This is a genomic window from Anaeromyxobacter sp. K, assembly GCF_000020805.1.
In the GTDB taxonomy this organism is placed as follows: Bacteria; Myxococcota; Myxococcia; order Myxococcales; family Anaeromyxobacteraceae; genus Anaeromyxobacter; species Anaeromyxobacter dehalogenans.
Map to the genome: position 1 here is coordinate 4,384,364 of NC_011145.1, position 17,399 is coordinate 4,401,762.

General features: G+C 71.8%; 14 protein-coding genes. 2 read left to right on the forward strand and 12 right to left on the reverse strand.

Annotated features, from left to right (window positions below):
* Positions 1 to 85 precede the first annotated feature (85 nt).
* The 3 genes from ANAEK_RS19555 to radC form a co-directional block, all read right to left on the reverse strand.
* Positions 86 to 4,258, reverse strand: a complete 4,173-nt coding sequence (locus tag ANAEK_RS19555; RefSeq protein WP_041454122.1) for a hypothetical protein — start codon at positions 4,256 to 4,258, stop codon at positions 86 to 88.
* A gap of 718 nt (positions 4,259 to 4,976) precedes the next feature.
* On the reverse strand, positions 4,977 to 5,348 hold the full coding sequence (locus ANAEK_RS19560; protein WP_012527855.1) for a hypothetical protein: 372 nt from the start codon (positions 5,346 to 5,348) through the stop codon (positions 4,977 to 4,979).
* 67 nt (positions 5,349 to 5,415) lie between these two features.
* Entirely contained in the window at positions 5,416 to 6,123 is a 708-nt protein-coding gene (gene radC, locus ANAEK_RS19565) for a DNA repair protein RadC (RefSeq protein ID WP_012527856.1), read from the reverse strand.
* Positions 6,124 to 6,366: 243 nt separating this feature from the next.
* Between radC and ANAEK_RS19570 the strand changes: the two genes are divergently transcribed.
* Positions 6,367 to 8,016 (forward strand): dipeptidase, encoded by a 1,650-nt coding sequence (locus tag ANAEK_RS19570; RefSeq protein WP_012527857.1) that lies wholly within the window; start codon positions 6,367 to 6,369, stop codon positions 8,014 to 8,016.
* A gap of 91 nt (positions 8,017 to 8,107) precedes the next feature.
* Here the strand turns inward: ANAEK_RS19570 and ANAEK_RS19575 are convergent, their stop codons facing one another.
* From ANAEK_RS19575 to dapC, 5 genes are all read right to left on the reverse strand, one after another.
* Positions 8,108 to 8,713: a YceI family protein gene (locus tag ANAEK_RS19575; protein ID WP_012527858.1), complete on the reverse strand. Its 606-nt coding sequence runs from the start codon at positions 8,711 to 8,713 to the stop codon at positions 8,108 to 8,110.
* Positions 8,714 to 8,819: 106 nt separating this feature from the next.
* The gene (locus ANAEK_RS19580) at positions 8,820 to 9,332 is read right to left on the reverse strand and encodes a hypothetical protein (protein ID WP_232288287.1); all 513 of its coding nucleotides are present in this window, start codon (positions 9,330 to 9,332) and stop codon (positions 8,820 to 8,822) included.
* 115 nt (positions 9,333 to 9,447) lie between these two features.
* On the reverse strand, positions 9,448 to 10,554 hold the full coding sequence (gene dapE, locus ANAEK_RS19585) for a succinyl-diaminopimelate desuccinylase (RefSeq protein ID WP_012527860.1): 1,107 nt from the start codon (positions 10,552 to 10,554) through the stop codon (positions 9,448 to 9,450).
* Positions 10,555 to 10,560: 6 nt separating this feature from the next.
* Complete coding sequence (locus tag ANAEK_RS19590; RefSeq protein WP_012527861.1) at positions 10,561 to 11,385, reverse strand: 2,3,4,5-tetrahydropyridine-2,6-dicarboxylate N-succinyltransferase; 825 nt, start codon at positions 11,383 to 11,385, stop codon at positions 10,561 to 10,563.
* Entirely contained in the window at positions 11,382 to 12,611 is a 1,230-nt protein-coding gene (gene dapC / locus ANAEK_RS19595) for a succinyldiaminopimelate transaminase (RefSeq protein ID WP_232288288.1), read from the reverse strand. The genes ANAEK_RS19590 and dapC overlap by 4 nt, the downstream gene beginning before the upstream one ends.
* On the opposite strand from dapC, the gene sthA reads away from it, so the two are divergent.
* Positions 12,586 to 14,016 carry a Si-specific NAD(P)(+) transhydrogenase gene (gene sthA, locus ANAEK_RS19600; protein WP_012527863.1) on the forward strand — a complete coding sequence of 477 codons (1,431 nt, stop codon included), beginning with the start codon at positions 12,586 to 12,588 and terminating at the stop codon, positions 14,014 to 14,016. The two genes, dapC and sthA, sit on opposite strands and share 26 nt — an antisense overlap.
* On the opposite strand, the gene ANAEK_RS19605 is transcribed toward sthA, so the two are convergent.
* The 4 genes from ANAEK_RS19605 to ANAEK_RS19620 all read right to left on the reverse strand — a co-directional run bounded on the left by ANAEK_RS19605 (position 13,985) and on the right by ANAEK_RS19620 (position 17,399).
* On the reverse strand, positions 13,985 to 14,839 hold the full coding sequence (locus tag ANAEK_RS19605; RefSeq protein WP_012527864.1) for a glutathione S-transferase: 855 nt from the start codon (positions 14,837 to 14,839) through the stop codon (positions 13,985 to 13,987). The two genes, sthA and ANAEK_RS19605, sit on opposite strands and share 32 nt — an antisense overlap.
* Before the next feature lie 156 nt (positions 14,840 to 14,995).
* Positions 14,996 to 15,253 (reverse strand): hypothetical protein, encoded by a 258-nt coding sequence (locus ANAEK_RS19610; protein ID WP_232288290.1) that lies wholly within the window; start codon positions 15,251 to 15,253, stop codon positions 14,996 to 14,998.
* 137 nt (positions 15,254 to 15,390) lie between these two features.
* Positions 15,391 to 16,443, reverse strand: a complete 1,053-nt coding sequence (locus ANAEK_RS19615; protein WP_012527866.1) for a hypothetical protein — start codon at positions 16,441 to 16,443, stop codon at positions 15,391 to 15,393.
* A gap of 5 nt (positions 16,444 to 16,448) precedes the next feature.
* Positions 16,449 to 17,399, reverse strand: a complete 951-nt coding sequence (locus tag ANAEK_RS19620; protein ID WP_012527867.1) for a ParA family protein — start codon at positions 17,397 to 17,399, stop codon at positions 16,449 to 16,451.

A 17,399-nucleotide genomic window follows, 5' to 3' on the forward strand; every position in this document is an offset into this window, starting at 1 on the left:
CCTCGGCGAGGACGGCGCGGCGGCCTACCGCATTCCAGCCGGCAGGCGCCGCGCGGTCCCGCGGCTCCGCGCTACGCTCTCTGGATCACCAAACCGGACACGTTCCGACGCCGTTCACGCCTTGTCCGGCGCCCTTTCGTCTCGCCTCGACCTGCATGACCACCGAGATCTCGCTCGCGTCTGGATACAGCATCACGAGCGCACCGAAGGGATCCAGCGAGAAGGTGCCGAAAGGAGAAACCCCCGTGGGCCCTTCGGCGAAGGCTATAGACGGCAGCGAATCCAGCCAGTACTGCGCGGAGATGGGCGGGCCGTACAGGAGCCTCGTCCGGTTGGCAAGCCAGTCGCCGTTCCCGAACACGAAGCTCTCGGGCGCGCGAGCCGTCGTGAAGAGCATGTCCTGCGCCACCACCGTCGGAACCCGCTTATCCGTGTAGTTGACGTGGGTGGGCGCGTTGTTCACCAACGTTGCGTCGTCGCTCGACACGTAGAGGGCCATGCGGGTGATGGCGGGGGCGACGAGGTTGCAGCCGAGCAGGGTGTCGGTCGCGCCCGACTGATACAGATCCTCCGGGAAGACGCTGAACTGGAACGGTTGGTTGGTCCCGATCGCCTCCCAGAGGGCATCCGCGCGCGCGTCGGAGGCCGACCGTCCCGGCAGCCCGGGGAACGGTGGGTTGAGGGGATTCGGGAAGCGAAGGATCGCCCAGGCGATGGTGGCGTCGTTGGGATCGTTCTGCGCGGCCCACACCGCCGAGTCGAGCTTGCTTCGCACCTCGCTCGTCACCGCGATCGTGTTCTGGGCCAGTACGTCGAGGCTGACGTTGCTCCAGTCCGTACGCAGCAGGTAGTCGGGCTGGACCAGGCCCTGGAGCGCCTCGGGGTAGCGCAGGTAGACCATGGGATGCAGGTCCTCGCGCACCATCCGCGCCAGCTCGTTCGTCCCGTCGACGAGGAATCGATTGGAGAGGTTGAGGTTTTCGAGCGCCCAGATGGGCACGAGCCTGTCGAGCCGTCCCTTCCTATCCATCGCCTCGAGATCCAGGCGGTAGGCTTCAGCTTCACGCTGTAGCTGGTCCATGTCGCGCCTGATTCGGGTCAGCTCGATGGCGCGCTCGATCTGCACAACCTTGGAATCGATCCAGGTCTGGAAGAAGTTGTAGACCACCGGCGGGAAGGCGGTCGGCTCGAGGCCCGAGCGCGTGCGGAGCTCGTACCAAGCCTCGTTGCGGAAATAGCTCGCCTGGTCGGGCAGGAGCCGGCCCTGCGCGATGATGCCGTCGGTCTGCGCCTTCATGTCGGCCCACACCGCCTCCATGGCCCCTGCCATGGCCCTCACGTTGCTGCTGTCCGGGCGAAGGCGGGCGATGTTCAGCGAGAGCGAGTCGGGCCCAGCGTTGCCGCAGGCCAGGTCGTTCACCACCAGGTAGACGTCAGCCGCCTCGGGGAGCACGACGGTGGTGTTCGGCCCCTGCACCACGACCGCGTCGATGATCGCGGATCGCGCGGTGTATCCCGCCTTGACGACGACAGCCAGCAGGCTGCCCGCGGGGAACTCGGGGAACGGGGTGTGGGGCAACCGCAGGCCGTAGGCGAAGGCTGCCGAGTTGCGCGTCTCGTTTCCGTGACCGGTCGAGTCCTGTGTCGTCCGCGACGAGGAGTACCCCGCGCACGCCGTGGCGCTGACGCTGAAGCTGAAGCCACTCAGGAAGCCCGCCGCCGGATCGCCGGACGGAGTCGAGGATCCGCCCCAGCCCCCGCCGGCGCAGACTTCGGACCTGAACGACCACGTTTTCGACTTCGTGAACGAGTGACTGACCGTGTTGAACGTGCTCCCCGACAACGTGAGGCTGTAGCCATCGGGCCCGGTCCTGGCGAACCGCATTCCCCCGGGCTCGCTCGTCGCGAGCGGGACCCCGTAGAGCGAACCGTTCTGGGCCTGGAGCGCGCAGCTCGGCTGCCACTGCCCCGCCACATTCATGGTCAAGATGTCGCCGCCCAGGCCGCTCATCTTGAACGGCGTACCCCCTCGCACGAGCGCGGCCTGCTCGAGCTGAGCGAACGACCCCTGATATCTCGCGTCGGCACCCGACACCGGCTGGCCGACCCAGATCGGCACCGAGGTGTACGTCGTCCCCTGGGCAGCGAGTGTTCCCTGCAGTTCTTGAATGAGGGCGCCGATGTCGCTGAAGCGCGCCTGATCCATCGATGCCGTCACCTTGAGCCCCGCCTCGTCGGACGCGAGTTCGTAGATCTCGTTGAAGATCTCGCTCATGCGATGCTGCAGTGCCGTCGTCCTCTGTCCGCCCTCGATCTCGGTGACGAGGCCTTGGACGAGCGTGTTGCGTTGACTTCGGTATGCGCCAACCTGGCTATTGAGGTTGGTCTCCGCGGCTGCGACGGCCCCGTCGAGCTGGGCGATCTTGGAGGCGAGCAGGCCGGTGGGGAGCGCCTTGCCGCCGGAGGAAATCAGGAGGCCCGTGTCCGCGAAATTGTCACGGCGGACCCGGCCCAGCTTCAGGGACGCGGAGAGATCGAGGAGCGGCGCCGCCGCACCGGTCTGCGCATTGGAGAGGAGGGCAGGATCGTATGCCGTCCCGAGAGGTGCTCCCGCTGCGTCCAGAACCGCCGGCTCGATGACGCGACCGTGTTGAGCAGCGAGCAGGGAGAAGGTGGTTCGCCAGTCGCTCCAACTCGCACCGAAGTAGGCTGGCCAAGAGGTCCTGGCGCTGTCCGACGTCGCGATCGCCTGGGTCAGGGCGGCGCCGTCGTCGAGGGCGCCTACGAGGTCGTACATGGACACGACTTCACTTCGACGAGGCGTCCCGTAGCAGCCAAGGTAGCGACACCCCAGATCGTGGAACGGGGCGATGGCGTCGAGGCGCTCGACCGCGTTGCGCGCGAGATCGCTGATGAAGTAGAGCGCGGGCGCGGTCACGAGCGGCAGCTGCGCGGTGGATCCACCCGGAGGCACGAACGTCGAGTGGAGCGCGGCCACGAGCTCGCGGTCGCTCGCGAGACCACTCCGGAGGAAGACCTCCAGGTCTGCCTCCGTTCGACCGCTCGCAGTGAAGCGCGCGCGATCCTTCGAATGGAGGCCCGCCGTGATCGCACCCGCCACGGCGCTCGAGTTGGCCCAGAGCGCATCGCTTGAGGGGAACACGTTCGCTTTCGCTCCGTCGTACCACTGGCCGAGCGTCCAGGCTCTCCGCTGGAGGATGGGCCTGCGCGCGTCCTGCTCGGATCCACCCGGCGGCGTGGTGAGCCACGAGAAGCCGCGGCTCATCACATCGACCGAGACCTGTGCCGCCTTTGCGACATACACATCGCGGGTGGGGAGGCCTGCCGCCGCCGACTTCGCCCGCACCGGCGTGAGCGCGCACACCAGCGCCATCTCGTCAGCCAGTTCCGCAGCGCCGGCCTCGGCCGCGACGCTGGCCCGTCCGTCTCGCTGGAGGATCCGGTCGCACATGATCAGTCGGCCCTGCAGCGCGCGGAGGTCCGGCGAAGGGTTCGTCTCGGTCGGGGGAGCCCAGGGCGTGTCCGTGGCCGCACACGCTGGCGCGATGTTCGGATTGGCCTCGTAGAGTGCGACCGCCGCCTGCTGCCGTCCCGGATCCAGCCGCTCACCGAAGAGCTCGAACAGTTGCTCTCGATGCTGCACAACCTTGCGCGCCAGGTTCGCGTCGCCGGTGTTTGCCGGGAGCGTGTCGGCGCGCGTCTTCAGTGCGTCCCACTTCGCCTGGACGGTCGCGTCGCTCGGAGCCGTCCCGAGAGGCGCCAGATCCTCCCCTGTCATGCAGCGGGAGTTGACGGCCCCCGACGAGTTGGTCCGCTGCAGGACCGGGACCTGAGCGTTGAATGCTGCCAGCGAGAGGCCCGGCCCTGTATATTGCGGAGCGAGAGCAGGGCATTGCTCGGAGTTATCCTGCGCGTACCGCGATCCGTCGATATTCAGCTGACCGAGCTTCGCGTCATTGCAGGCTTCCCATTCCTTCGAGAAGGGATCCCAGCCACAATCCGCGTCCGCAAAGGAATCGCATTGATTCACAATGTAGTTACCTGCCGCATCGGGCTGGCTCGTAACCGCCGTCCCCTTCAGCACCCCCCCATCGTCGTGCACGATGCTGATCGTACAGGTCCGATCTCCCGAGATGTCCGCCGACGGAGTTGCCCGGATGACGGGACTGTTCGCGGTCACACTGCACCGGGCTCGCTCGTCCTGCACGCGGCTGAGAGCGTGCTGCGCGTCGTCCATATTTGCATCGCAAGCGGGATACGTGCATCGAGTGAGGTACGCTACGCAAACGTCACGACAATAGACCGCGTCCGGAGACGGATCGACTCCAGCGGTTGTGTACGTATGGGGGTCGATGCAACCCGGAGGGCCCCATTCCCATTCGGCGCACTCGCTCTTGCAACTGATCGGCTTCTGCGTAACTTTCTGCTCGTATATGGCCAACTCATGCGTGTGGTAGCAGCTCTGATATCGTTGCTGACCGTTTGCGCAACACCTCGCCCCATACTCAAAGGGACCGTCGCACATCTTCTGGTCGTCGCTCGCCACATCCGACCAATCGACCTGCGACGGAACGCATGCCACCGCCGCGTCGTGCGCGGCACGCATGTCTGCCTGATCCTCCGATCCTCCACAGGCTGCCAGCCCGACAAGGAGAATGCAGGCTCCGAGCAGCTTCGCGCGCATACGACTCCCCTCTTCGGCTGCCATCTGGCTGGCCGGATGTGACTCAGTGTTGCGCGCGTCGAGGTGCTCGCGCGTTGTATCGGATCTAACGCACTATGCGCGAAGTCGCACTTTACGTCAAGACCGGCCGGAGCGCCCGTCCCGGCAACGGAGGTCCGCTGCGTGGTGGTCGATTCAACGTGGCCGCCTGTGCGATTGCGCGCACGTCACCGGTCTGCGTCCTATTCGTCCGTGACCTCGCCGCGAGAGGTCGGGCGCGGGCCGGGATTTCTCAGCGATGGATCCCGGGCGTCCCTGGCAACCCTGGCGAAGGGACGGGGGCGTTGTGCATCGGGCGGCTGTTCAGCTCCCGATGTCGGCGCTCCTCCTCCTGCTTCACCAGCTGGGCCACCCGGAACTCGGCGCCGCCGGCGGCCGCGCGCGACTCGGGGGTGGCGGCCTCCTTCGGCTCGCACACGCAGCCGGTCGCAGATCCCATGATGACGATGGCGCCGAGGCGCATCCCGAGCTGGCCGCAGTGGGCCTCGCACTCGGGACGCGACTCGGGACGGAGCCGGTAGCTCGGGTTGACGGCCGGCGAGGTCACGCAGGCGCAGAGCGACGCGGCTGCGGCGATCGAGGCGATGGCGAGCAGGGTGCGCATCGGGCGTTCTCCGGGTGAAGTACGCCCGGAGTACAACCGATTTCACGATGCGTCCGCAAGGGGCACCCTACCGCCTCCACCTCCCCGCCTCGACGAACGAGTAGTACCCGCCCGCCGCCACGATGACGTGGTCGCGGGCGAGGACGCCGACGAGGTCGGCGGCGGCGCGGAGGCGGGCGGTCAGGTCCATGTCGTCGGGGCTGGGGCTGGGATCGCCGCTCGGGTGGTTGTGGACGAACACGACGCCGTGCGCCCCCTCCCGCACCGCGGGGCGGAGCGCGTCGCGGGGCGAGACGGGGCACTGCGAGAGCGAGCCCTCCGCCACCTGCACCGCCCGGAGCAGCCGCCCGCGCACGTCGAGCAGCACCACGTGGAAGCCCTCGCGCTCGGCGTGCGCGGCGTGGCGGAGGAGCTCGTGGACGGTCCTGGGATCCAGGCAGCGCTCGCCGCGACGCGGCGGCGACCACGCACCGCGCCGGCCCAGCTCGAACGCGGCCGCGAGCGCGGCGGCGCGGGCGACGCCGATGCCGGGCCAGGACGCGAGCGCGTCGGGCGGCGCCCAGGCCAGCTCGGCGACGGGCAGCGCCTCCACCAGCGAGAGCGCGGCGGCCCGAGCCGAGACGCGGCCGGTTCCGGTGCCGAGCACGAGCGCGAGCAGCTCGGCATCGGAGAGCGCGCGCGGGCCGGCCGCGAGGAGCCGCTCACGCGGCCGATCGGTGGGGGAGGACGCGGCGGCGGACACGGGATCGGGAGGGGCGTCGGAGGCGGAGGTCATGGCGCGCGCCGGTGGAGCAACCGCCGTGCCCCGCGGTCGCGCCCGGATGCTGCACGCCTGCGCAGGCCGGAGCGGCAGGCCCGCCCGAGGGCGGGCTCGCGCCCGGACCGCGGGTGCGCGGCGCGGCCGGTCCCGGACTTGGGCGGCCGGACCCGACCGAAACACCGGGGTCACGGCCCCGGGCGAGGCGGTGCCGGGCCGCGAAGTGACCCGGAGGAGCGGGCTCGGGTATCCTCGGCGGCCATGCTCGACCACCGCAAGACCGCCCCCGCCGCCGCGCTCGCCGCGGCAGCCCTCGTCCTCTCCCTGCCCGGCGCGGCCGACGCCTGCACCAGCATCCTGGTCTCGAAGGGCGCGAGCGCGGACGGCTCCACCTTCATCACCTACGCGGCCGACTCGCACGACCTCTACGGCGACCTCCCGCTCCGCCCGGCGGCGCAGCACGCGCCCGGCGCACAGCGCGAGATCATCGAGTGGGACACCGGCAAGTTCCTGGGCCGCATCCCGCAGCCGGCCGTCACCTACCACGTGGTCGGCAACATCAACGAGCACCAGGTCGCCATCGGCGAGACCACCTTCACCGGCCGCAAGGAGCTGCAGGATCCCGAGGGCCGGGTGGACTACGGCTCGCTCATGTACATCGCGCTGGAGCGCGCCCGCACCGCGCGCGAGGCGATCCAGGTGATGACCGACCTCGTGGCCGAGTACGGCTACGCCTCCACCGGCGAGTCCTTCTCCATCTCGGATCCGAACGAGGCCTGGATCCTCGAGATGATCGGCAAGGGGCCGAAGCGGAAGGGCGCGGTCTGGGTGGCCCGCCGCATCCCGGACGGCTACGTGTCGGCGCACGCGAACCACGCCCGCATCCGCCAGTTCCCGCTCGACGAGCCGAAGACCACGCTCTACGCGAAGGACGTCATCTCGTTCGCCCGCGAGAAGGGCTGGTTCAAGGGCAAGGACGCCGAGTTCAGCTTCGCCGACACCTACGCGCCGCTCGACTTCGGCGCGCTGCGCGCCTGCGACGCGCGGGTGTGGAGCGTGTTCCGCCGCGTGGCGCCGGGGCAGTCGCTGCCGTCCTCCATGGTGAAGGGACAGGACCCGAAGGCCGAGCGCGTGCCGCTGTGGGTGAAGGCCGAGAAGCCGCTCGCGGTGCGCGACGTGATGGCGCTCATGCGCGACCACTTCGAGGGCACCGAGCTCGACCTGTCGAAGGGCGTGGGCGCGGGCCCGTTCTCGGTGCCGTACCGCTGGCGGCCCATGACGTTCAAGGTGGACGACCAGGAGTACCTGAACGAGCGGGCCATCTCGACGCAGCAGACCGGCTTCTCGTTCGTGGCGCAGTCGCGCGCCGCGCTGCCGGCGGCGGTGGGCGGGGTGCTCTGGTTCGGCGTGGACGACACGTACAGCACCGTCTACGTGCCGATGTACTGCTCGATCCACGAGGTGCCGCGCAGCTTCGCGGTGGGCACCGCCGACTTCAAGACGTTCAGCTGGGACTCGGCGTTCTGGGTGTTCAACTTCGTGTCGAACTGGGCCTACTCGCGCTACTCGGACATGATCCAGGACGTGCAGCAGGTGCAGGGCGAGCTGGAGGGCGGGTTCCTCTCGCGGCAGGCGGAGCTGGAGAAGGCCGCCCTGACGCTCTACAAGGACTCGCCCGGCCTGGCCCGCGACTACCTCACCCGCTACTCGGTCAGCCAGGGCGACATGGTCACGGCGCGCTGGCGCAAGCTGGGCGAGTCGCTGATGGTGAAGTACCTCGACGGCAACGTGCGCGACGCGCAGGGCAACGTCACGCACCCGGACTACCCGGAGGCCTGGCGCCGGCGCATCGCGGCCGAGGACGACGGCATCCTGCGGGTGCCGAAGGAGCCGCAGAAGGTGGCGCAGTAGGACGCGCCGCCGGACCGGACGAACCTCGTATGCGACGCGGCCCCGGGGAGCTCCCCGGGGCCGCGGTCGTTCAGGGCCTCGGCGACGCCCGCTACTTCCCCGCCTGCTTCGGCCCGGCCTTCACCAGCTCCCCCTCGATCTCGATCTTCACCTCGTCGCCGACCACCGGGCCGGCCTCCACCGTCTTCGACCAGTTCAGGCCGTAGTCGCGGCGGTTCACCATGGTGGTCGCGACCAGGCCGCGGCGCTGGCCGCCCATGGGGTCCTTGATCGCGCTGGTCGGGCCGAGGACCTCGAGCACCACCGGCTTCGTCACGCCCTTCATGGTGAGGTCGCCGGTGACCTTCAGCTTCCCCTCCCCGATCTTCTCCACCTTCGTGGACTTGAAGGTGATGGTCGGGTACTTCGCGACGTCGAAGAAGTCCGGCGACTTGAGGTGCGCGTCGCGGTCCGGCACGCGGGTGTTCAGCGTGGTCACGTCGATGGTGGCCTCGACCGACGACCGGGTGACGTCCTTGTCGTCCAGCTTCACCGTGCCGGTGGTCTTGCCGAACTCGCCGCGCACGTTGCTGATGACGAGGTGACGCACCGTGAAGCTGGACAAGGTGTGCGCCGGGTCGATGGTCCAGGTCTCGGCCTGCGCGTCGGCGAGCGCCGGGGCGGCGAGCGCGAGGAGGACGGGGAGGAGTCGCTTCATGGTGCGGTTCCTTTCGGGACGGGGTCCGGGGACGCGGACGCGAGGTCCGTCCGGTCTGTAACCGGGCCGGCGGCGGGATCAACGAGGGCGCCCCACGGGGGCTGCGCTAGAACCGCGCGCCCAGCCCGCCCATCAGGCCGAGCTGGTCCTCCTGCTCGAACGTCAGCTCGCCGGCCAGGAACATCGGGCCGAGCTCGAGCCGGGCCCCGAGCCCGACCTGGAACCACGCCCTCCAGCCGTCGCGCCTGGCGCTGCCGACGCCGAACGTGATCGCCGCGTCGAGGCCGCGGTGCGTCTCGAACCGCTGCGACACCCTCGCCAGGATCACTGGCGTCCAGTCGCGGGTGGAGTCCGGCAGGTGCCGGTAGCCGTAGCCGGCGACGCTCAGGTCGAGCGTCGAGAAGGAGTAGCCGGCCTCGCCGCCGAGCCGCGAGCCGGAGCCGCCGTTGCCGCCCACGTCGAGGCCCGCGCCGCCCCAGGCGGTGAGGAAGAAGCGGTTCCGGCCGCCCTCGTCGTCCTGCTCCTCCTCCTCGGGCACGTCGTCCCAGTCGCCGTCCTGCGCGATGGCGAGGGACGGGAGGGCGCTGCCGAGCAGGGCCGCGAGCAGGAGGGCGCGCACGCGCGGATGATAGGCGAGCGGCGCGGCGATGGAGGCGGCCCAGTGGGGACCGTCGGGCACGGACGGCCCCGCCCGCCCTTCGACGGGCTGGACGCGAGCGGGTTCCGCGCACCGTTCAGGCGCGCAGGAACCGCTCCAGCAGCCGGTACCCGCGCTCCAGCGCGGCGAGCTCCACCCATTCGCCCCGCTGGTGGGCCTGCGCGGTGGCGCCGGGGCCGAGGTTCACCGCCGGGATGCCGTGGGCGGCGAGCCGGGCCACGTCGGTCCAGGCCTGCTTCGGCTCGGCCGCGACGCCGGTGCGCTCGAGCAGGCGGCGCACCAGCGGGTGATCGGCGTAGGCGGGGCAGGCCGGAGAGAGGTCGGTCAGCTCCACCTCGGCGCCGACGCGCTCGCCGAGCGCGCGCAGCTCGGCCGAGGCCTGCTGCAGCGTGCGGTCCGGCGCGAAGCGGTGGTTCACGTTGAGCGTGCAGCGGTCCGGCACCACGTTGCGCGCGCGCCCGCCCTCGATCCGGGTGACGCTCGTCACCTCGCGGAACACGAGGCCCCCGGAGACCGCCTCGCGCGGCGCCCGGGCGTGCAGCTCGGCGAGCAGCGCGCCGGCCCGGTGCACCGCGTTCTCGCCCTGCCACGGCCGGGCGGAGTGGGCGGCCCGCCCCTCGAACGTGAACGTGGCGTGGATCGAGCCGACGCAGCCGAGCTGGAGCACGTTGTCGGTCGGCTCCAGGCAGATGGCGAGCTCGGTGCCCGAGAGCTCGTCCGCCGCGTGGAGCACGTCGGCGAGCTCGTTCTCGAGGTACGGCCCCTCCTCGCGCGCGTAGAACACGAGCAGCAGCTCGCAGAAGCGCTCGGCGCGCGGCAGCCGCTCGGCCACCTCCATCATGAGGGCGAGCCCGCCCTTCATGTCCGAGCTGCCCGGCGCGATGAGCCGCCCGCCGTCGCGGCGCGGCGGCCCGCGGTCGTCCTCGTGCACCGGCACGGTGTCGAGGTGGCCGCACAGCGCCACCCGCGGCCGGCCCTCGCGCGCCGCCTCGGCGCCGGCGCCGGCGTCCACCCGGACCACCAGCGAGTCCTTCACCCGGCGCACGCCGAGCCCGAGCGCCCGCGCCCAGGCCTCGACCTGGTCGCAGAGCGCGCGCTCGTGGCCGATGGGCGAGAGCACGCCGCACAGCGCCTCGGTGTGGCGGGCCAGCGCCTCGGCCAGCTCGGCGGTCGCCGGGTCCATGGCCGGCTAGACCTGCACCTCGAAGTCGCGCAGCGCCTGGTTCAGCGAGACCTTCTTGTCGGTCGCGGCGCTGCGGCGGCCCACGATGAGCGCGCAGGGGATGTTGAAGGTGCCGGCCGGATACTGCTTCGGGCGCGTGCCGGGGATCACCACCGAGCGCGCCGGGACGCGGCCCTTGTAGACCACCTGCTGCGCCCCGGTCACGTCGATGATGGGCGTGGACGCGGTGATGACCACGTTCGCGCCGAGCACGCAGTCCTCCTCGACGAGGGTGCCCTCGACCAGGATGCAGCGGCTCCCGATGAAGCAGCCGTCCTCGATGATGTTCGGGCGGGCCCCGGGCGGCTCGAGCACGCCGCCGATCCCGACGCCGCCGGCGAGGTGCACGTTCGCGCCGACCTGCGCGCAGGAGCCGACGGTGGCCCAGGTGTCCACCATCGAGTTCGCGCCCACGCGCGCGCCGATGTTCACGAAGCCGGGCATGAGCACCGCGCCCGGCTCGAGGTGCGAGCCGAAGCGGGCGACGCCGCCGGGCACCAGCCGCACGCCGGCCTTCTCCAGGTCCTTCTTGAGCGGGATCTTGTCGCGCGTCTGGAACGGCCCGAACTCGGTCGTCTCCATCCCGGTGATGCCGAAGTAGAGGTTCACCGCCTGCATCAGCCAGGCGTTCACCTTCCACTCACCGTCCTGCTTCTCCGCCACCCGCAGCTCGCCGCGGTCGAGGCCGTGCAGCGCCTTCACCACCGCCGCCTTGGCCTGCGGGTCCTGCAGCCGGGCCCGATCCTCGAAGGCCCCCTCGATCAGCTTCCGCACGTCGTTCCAGTCGCTCATGGCTCGATCCTCGCCCAGGCCCGGATGGCCTCCTCGCACTCCTCCAGCGTGGGCACCAGCGCCACGCGGACGTAACCCTCTCCTGCGCCGAACGCGATCCCCGGCGCCACCACGATGCCCGCGTCGAGGAGCCGCAGCGCGTAGCTCGAGGAGGTGTGCCCCTCCGGCACGCGGACCCAGAGATACAGGGTGGCGTCCGACGCGTCGACGGCGAGCCCCTTCTCCGCGAAGAAGCGCAGGAACCGGTCGCGCTTGCGCCGGAAGATCTCGCGCCGCCCGGCGGCGTGGGCGTCGTCGGACCAGGCCGCGGTCGCGGCGGCGGCCACGAACTCGGGCTGGGAGACGCCGGGGTGGCTGCGCAGCGCGCGCAGGCCGCGGACGAGGTCCGGGTCGCCGGCCAGGAAGCCGCTGCGGTAGCCCGTCATGCCGCTCCGCTTCGAGCAGGAGTGGATGGCGAGCACGTTCTCGACCTGCTCCTCCAGCATCGAGGCGGGCGGCTCGCCGAAGTAGATGTCGGCGTAGCACTCGTCGGAGGCGACGATGAACCCGTGCTCGAGCGCGGCTGCGCCGACGCGCCGCAGGTAGTCGCGGGGGGCCTCGGCGCCGGTTGGGTTGTGCGGGTAGCTGATCCAGTAGACGAGCGTCTCGCGGAGCGTGGCCTCGCCCACGTCCTCCGGCTCGAGCAGGAACCGGCGGCGGGCGGTGAGCGGGACCTTCACCGGCTCGAGGCCGGCGAAGCGCGCCCCCACCTCGTAGGTGGGGTAGCCGGGGTCCGGCATCACCACCTTGCGGCGGCGCGGGTCGCCGGCGAACGCGAGCGGCAGGTGGAAGATCGCCTCCTTGGCGCCCGCGCAGGCGAGCACCTGGGCCTCGGGATCGACGGTCACGCCGAAGCGGCGGTGGAGGTAGCCGGCGGCCGCGCGGCGGAGCGCCGCGGTCCCGAACGCGCTCGGGTACTGCGACACCTCGGGCACGGCGGCGCGCAGCGCCTCGCGCAGGAACGGCGGCGTGGGCTCCTTCGGATCCCCGAGGCCGAAGTCGAACAGGCGCTTCCCCGCGGCGGCGAGCGCGCGGCGGCGCTCGTCGAGCTCGACGGAGAGGTTCTTCCGGATCTGGCCGAGCACCGGGTTCGTCGGGAGGGGTCGCACGGAACCGTGAACAATATCGAACTCCGGCGGGTCCTGCATTATAAGCGGGCGCATGCTCTCGTACGACGTGGTGGTCATCGGCTCCGGCCCCGCCGGAGAGAACGGCGCCATCCAGGCCGCGCTCCTGGGCAAGAAGGTCGCGCTGGTGGAGAAGGAGGCCGTGCCCGGCGGCGCGAGCGCCAACACCGGCACCATCCCGTCCAAGGCGCTCCGCGAGACCGCCCTCGCCATCCAGCAGGCCCGCAGCCGCGACGCGCACGGCATCGAGGTCCGCGTCTCCGGCACCGTCACCGTCCCCGAGCTGATGGGCCGCCGCGGCCTGGTCACCGCGCGCGAGCACTCCCGCATCCGCAGCGCGCTCAACCACGCGGGCGTCGAGATGTTCCGCGGCATCGCCAGCTTCGTGGACCCGCACACCATCCGCGTGGCGGTGCCGGACGGCGGCCAGCAGGACCTGCACGCCGAGGTGGTGCTGCTCGCCACCGGCACGCGGCCGTTCCACCCGCCGCAGTACTCGATCGACAACGCGCGCGTCTACGACTCCGACTCGATCCTGATGCTCGACCGCATCCCGCGGTCGCTCGCCATCCTGGGCGGCGGCGTGGCCGGCTGCGAGTACGCGTCGATCTTCGCCGCGCTGGGCGTGAAGGTCGCCATCATCGACTCGAAGGACCGCCTGCTCCCCTGGCTCGACGCCGAGCTGTCCCTCGCGATGCAGGACTCCTTCGACGTGCTCGGCATCACCCGGCACCAGGTGACGCGCGCGCTGAAGCTGGAGCGCGGCGAGCGCGACGTGCTCGTGACGCTCGCCGACGAGTCGCGCCTGGTCGCGGAGAAGGTGCTGGTCGCAGCCGGCCGCATCGGCAACGTCGAGGCGCTGAACCTCGCGAACGCCGGGCTGAAGGCCACCGACAAGGGCCTGCTCGACGTGAACTCGCACTACCAGACCGCGGTGCCGCACGTGTACGCGGCCGGCGACCTGGTCGGCTTCCCCGGCCTCGCCTCGAGCTCGATGGAGCAGGGGCGCGTCGCGATGAACCACGCCTGCGGCGGCAACCGCAAGCAGAAGCTGCCCGAGCTGCTGCCGGTGGGCATCTACACCATCCCGGAGATCTCCTCGGTGGGCGAGAGCGAGGAGGCGCTCAAGGCGAAGGGGCGCGACTACGTCATCGGGCGCGCCAGCCTGGTGGAGAACGCCCGCGCGAACCTGGTGGGCGAGGCGGTGGGCTTCCTGAAGGTGCTCGCCGATCCCGCCAACGGCGCGATCCTGGGCGTGCACTGCATCGGCCCGCACGCGTCGGACACGGTGCACCTCGGCCAGGCGGTGATGGCGCTGGGCGGCGACCTCCGCTACTTCGCCGAGACGGTGTTCAACTACCCGACGCTGCAGGAGGCGTACAAGTACGCCGCCTTCGACGCGCTCGACCGCATCCGCGACCGCGGCGGGAACGTCACGCCGATCGACCGCGCCGCCGCGAAGTAGGCTTCCGGCGCGCGGCCGGCTTCCGCGCGGGCACCTTCCGCGCCGGGCGCGCCTTCCGCGCCGGCGCCGGCTCGTCGAGCTCCGGGTAATGCCGGAAGATGCCCTGCTCGTTGAACGGGATGCGCCGGTCCGACGCGAGGTACGCAGCGACGCCGGGGCGGGCCGCCACCGCGTCGTGCAGCGCGACCAGGCGCGGGAAGCGCCGCTCGATGCGGCGCATGGCGCGCGGGAACGCGTAGCGGAGCCCCTCGATCACCTGGAAGGTGGAGAGGTCCGGGTAGCTGCAGCCCGCGCCCACCAGCCAGCGCCCGCCGCCGGCGGGGTTCGAGTCGAGCGCGCGATCGAGGTAGCGCAGGAACAGCGGGATCCGCTCGCGCCGGAACGCCTCGGCGGCGCGCGCCGCCTCGCGCCGCTGATCCTCGTAGTAGAGCGAGGTCGCCACCGGGTGGTGCACCGCGTGCACCTCGGCGACCAGGTCCGCGATGGTGAGCTGGAGCTGGTGCGCGCGCAGCCGGCTCGCCTCGTCCGGCGGGACGAGCCCGATCCGCGGCGCGAGCCACTGCAGGATGGCCGCGGTCTGCGCCACCACCTCCTCGCCGTGCCGGAGCGCGGGCGGGCCGAGCGGGGTGAGCCACGGCCCGGGCTCCTCGAGCAGCCGCATCACCGCCGCGGCCCCGCCGCCTCCGGCGTCGGGCAGGCGGGCCAGGTCGGCGTAGGGCACGCCCGCGTCCTCGAACGCGAGCCGGACGAACTCGCCGCGGCCCTGCAGGCCCGGCCAGTAGACGAGCTCGTACGCGGGTTCGGTGGCCATGCCCGCAGGCATGCCGGCCGCGGCGGCCCGGGGCAACCGCTCGTCGGGGGGGGAAAAAGCGCGCGGGGCGGCGTGGTGCCCGCCCCGCGTTCCCCCATCCCCCCCGCGGCGTCCCTCCCCGCGTCAGACCACCGCGCGCGCCGCGCCCCCCCGGACGCGGCGCGCGCGTCACTGCATGTGCTTCGGCTCCAGCTGCTCGAGCGGCACCGCGAGCGACTTGCCATTGGGCAGGAGGTTCACGGGAACCGCGGCGCCGGCGGAGGCGAGCTTGAACCGCTCGCAGCGCGCGAAGTCGCCCTCGCAGTAGTAGCCCTGCCACACGCGCAGGGACGACTTCATCGCGAACTGGGCGAACAGCGGGCACGACGCGATGCGGGAGCAGCTGGCCATCCGGTCCCTCCGGCGCCCGTCCACGGCGCCTTCCATCGAGCGTGGGGATTGTAGCCCCTCACTCACCCGAAGGGTCCCCCGGACCGTGCGGCGAATGGTCGCCCGACGCCGCGCGTGCGGCGCGACGCCCGCACGCGCAGCGAAGGCCGCGAGTTCTCGCGGTGATTGGCGCGTCAACCAAGCCGGGCGCGCGCCTGCGCCAGCGCCGCGTGCACCTGCTCGAGCGCGCGCTTCGCCGAGGCGAGCTCGTCGCGCTCGGCGCGGAGGCGGTCCAGCTCGGCCGCGAGCTGATCGCGCTCGCGGGCCAGCTCGCCCACCGCGGTGCGCAGCCGGGCGCCGTCGGCGGCGCCGGCGCGGAGCTCCTCGGAGAGGCGCTCCACCTCCTGCTCGCGCTCGGCGCGCAGCCGCGCCTCCTCGTCGGCGCGGCGGGTGACGTCGTCGAGCAGGCGGGCGCGCTCCTCGTCCAGCGCGGAGAGCGCCTGCGCGCGCCGCACCGACTCGTCGCGCTCCTGCTCCAGCGCGTCCATCTCGCCGAGCAGGTCGGAGAGCACGCCGCGCTTGTCCTCCAGCTCCTTCTCGGCGACGGCGAGCCGCTCGGTGGCGCCGCGCGCCTCGCCGGCGGCGCGGGCCAGCTCCTGCCGCGCCTCGTCGAGGTCGGCGCGCAGGGCCTCCTCGCGCTCGCGCGCGCGCAGGAGCTCGACCTCGAGGTCCTTCACCAGCCCGAGCACGCTCTCGGCGGCGCGGCCCGGGTCGGCGGGCACCGGCTCGATGCGCGGCGCGGGCTTCGCGGCCTCGGCCACCCGGCGCTTGATCTTCTGCAGCCGCTCGCGGCGCTCCTGCACGTCGCCCTGCGGCGCGGCCGGCACCTCGGCGGCGGGCGCGATCGGCGCGACCGCGGGGGCGGCGGCGCGCGCGACCGGCGCGGCGACCGGCGCCGGCGCGGGCGGCTCGACCGCGGCCACCTGGGCGGCGGCCTCGGCCGCGGCGTGGATCGCGACCCGGCCGCGCTCGACGGCGGCGCCGCGGGGCTCGGCGGCGGGCGCCACCGGAGACGCGAGCGCCTCGGGCGCGACCGGCTCGGCGGCGGCCGGCGTCTCCGCGACGGCGACCGCCTCGGCCGCGGGGGCGACCACGGCCTCCGGCTCCGGCGCGGGCGCGGCGGGGGCGCCGGCGGCGCGGAGCCGCGGCTTCAGCTTGGGGACGTTCGCGTCGAAGGCCTTGCGCATGTCGGTCACGCTCCCGCGGCGCCGGCGGCCGCGGCGGCGGCCTTGACGCGCCCGAGGATCTCCGTCTGCACCGCCTCGAGATCGGTCGCGCCCTTCGAGTCGGCGTCGTAGCCGAAGATGGGGCAGCCCTCGCTCGACGCCTGCGCGAACTTCGTGCACTGGCGGACCACCGTGTCGAGCAGGTAGTCGGCGTAGTGCTCGCGGAGCGCGCCCAGCGCCTCGCGGGCGATCTTGAACGTCTGGTTGTAGGCGTTCACCACGATGAAGATGTTCTCGAGCTGGTGCGACAGGTCCTGCTCGAGCCCCTGGATCGTCTCGAACAGCAGCCGCAGGCCGTCGTAGGAGAGGAAGTCGGCCAGCACCGGGATGACGAGATCCGTCGCGGCCATGAGCGCGTTCAGGTTGAGCAGCCCGAACGACGGCGGCGCGTCGAGCACGATGAAGTCGTAGCGCCCGGCGGTGCCCTGCAGCGCGTTCCGCAGCCGGAACTCGCGCCCGGCGAGCGGCATCAGCGCGAGGTCGATGGTGCTCATGGCGAGGTTCGCCGGGACCAGCGACAGGTTCGGCATGCCGGTCGAGACGGTGACCTCGTCGATGGGCACCTTGCGGATGAGCACCTCGTGCAGCGTGCGGGTGAAGCTCGAGCCCTCCTGGCCGAGGCACTTCGTGGCGTGGCCCTGGCTGTCGAGGTCGATCATGAGCACGCGGTAGCCGCGCTCGGCGAGGCGGTACGCGTACGAGGTCGAGAGGCTGGTCTTGCCGGTGCCGCCCTTGAAGTTGAGGAAGAGCTGGATGCGGTGCGGGTACGGCTCGGGCTTTCGCTTCAGCTTCTCGCGCAGGACCGGGAGGTCCGCCATACCGAAGCCGTCCTTGCGGCCCAGCGCCGACGCCACCTGCTTCTCGGTGGCGCCGACGATCTCGGCGAGGCGCTTCGCGGTGTACCGGACGTTCTCCAT

Coding starts and splice junctions, on each gene's coding strand:
- ANAEK_RS19555 (WP_041454122.1), bottom strand. CDS start 4,258: ATGGACGACGCGCAGCACGCTCTCAGCCGCGTGCAGGACGAGCGAGCC.
- ANAEK_RS19560 (WP_012527855.1), bottom strand. CDS start 5,348: ATGCGCACCCTGCTCGCCATCGCCTCGATCGCCGCAGCCGCGTCGCTC.
- radC (WP_012527856.1), bottom strand. CDS start 6,123: ATGACCTCCGCCTCCGACGCCCCTCCCGATCCCGTGTCCGCCGCCGCG.
- ANAEK_RS19570 (WP_012527857.1), top strand. CDS start 6,367: ATGCTCGACCACCGCAAGACCGCCCCCGCCGCCGCGCTCGCCGCGGCA.
- ANAEK_RS19575 (WP_012527858.1), bottom strand. CDS start 8,713: ATGAAGCGACTCCTCCCCGTCCTCCTCGCGCTCGCCGCCCCGGCGCTC.
- dapE (WP_012527860.1), bottom strand. CDS start 10,554: ATGGACCCGGCGACCGCCGAGCTGGCCGAGGCGCTGGCCCGCCACACC.
- ANAEK_RS19590 (WP_012527861.1), bottom strand. CDS start 11,385: ATGAGCGACTGGAACGACGTGCGGAAGCTGATCGAGGGGGCCTTCGAG.
- sthA (WP_012527863.1), top strand. CDS start 12,586: ATGCTCTCGTACGACGTGGTGGTCATCGGCTCCGGCCCCGCCGGAGAG.
- dapC (WP_232288288.1), bottom strand. CDS start 12,611: ATGACCACCACGTCGTACGAGAGCATGCGCCCGCTTATAATGCAGGAC.
- ANAEK_RS19605 (WP_012527864.1), bottom strand. CDS start 14,839: ATGCCTGCGGGCATGGCCACCGAACCCGCGTACGAGCTCGTCTACTGG.
- ANAEK_RS19610 (WP_232288290.1), bottom strand. CDS start 15,253: ATGGAAGGCGCCGTGGACGGGCGCCGGAGGGACCGGATGGCCAGCTGC.
- ANAEK_RS19615 (WP_012527866.1), bottom strand. CDS start 16,443: ATGCGCAAGGCCTTCGACGCGAACGTCCCCAAGCTGAAGCCGCGGCTC.
- ANAEK_RS19620 (WP_012527867.1), bottom strand. CDS start 17,399: ATGGAGAACGTCCGGTACACCGCGAAGCGCCTCGCCGAGATCGTCGGC.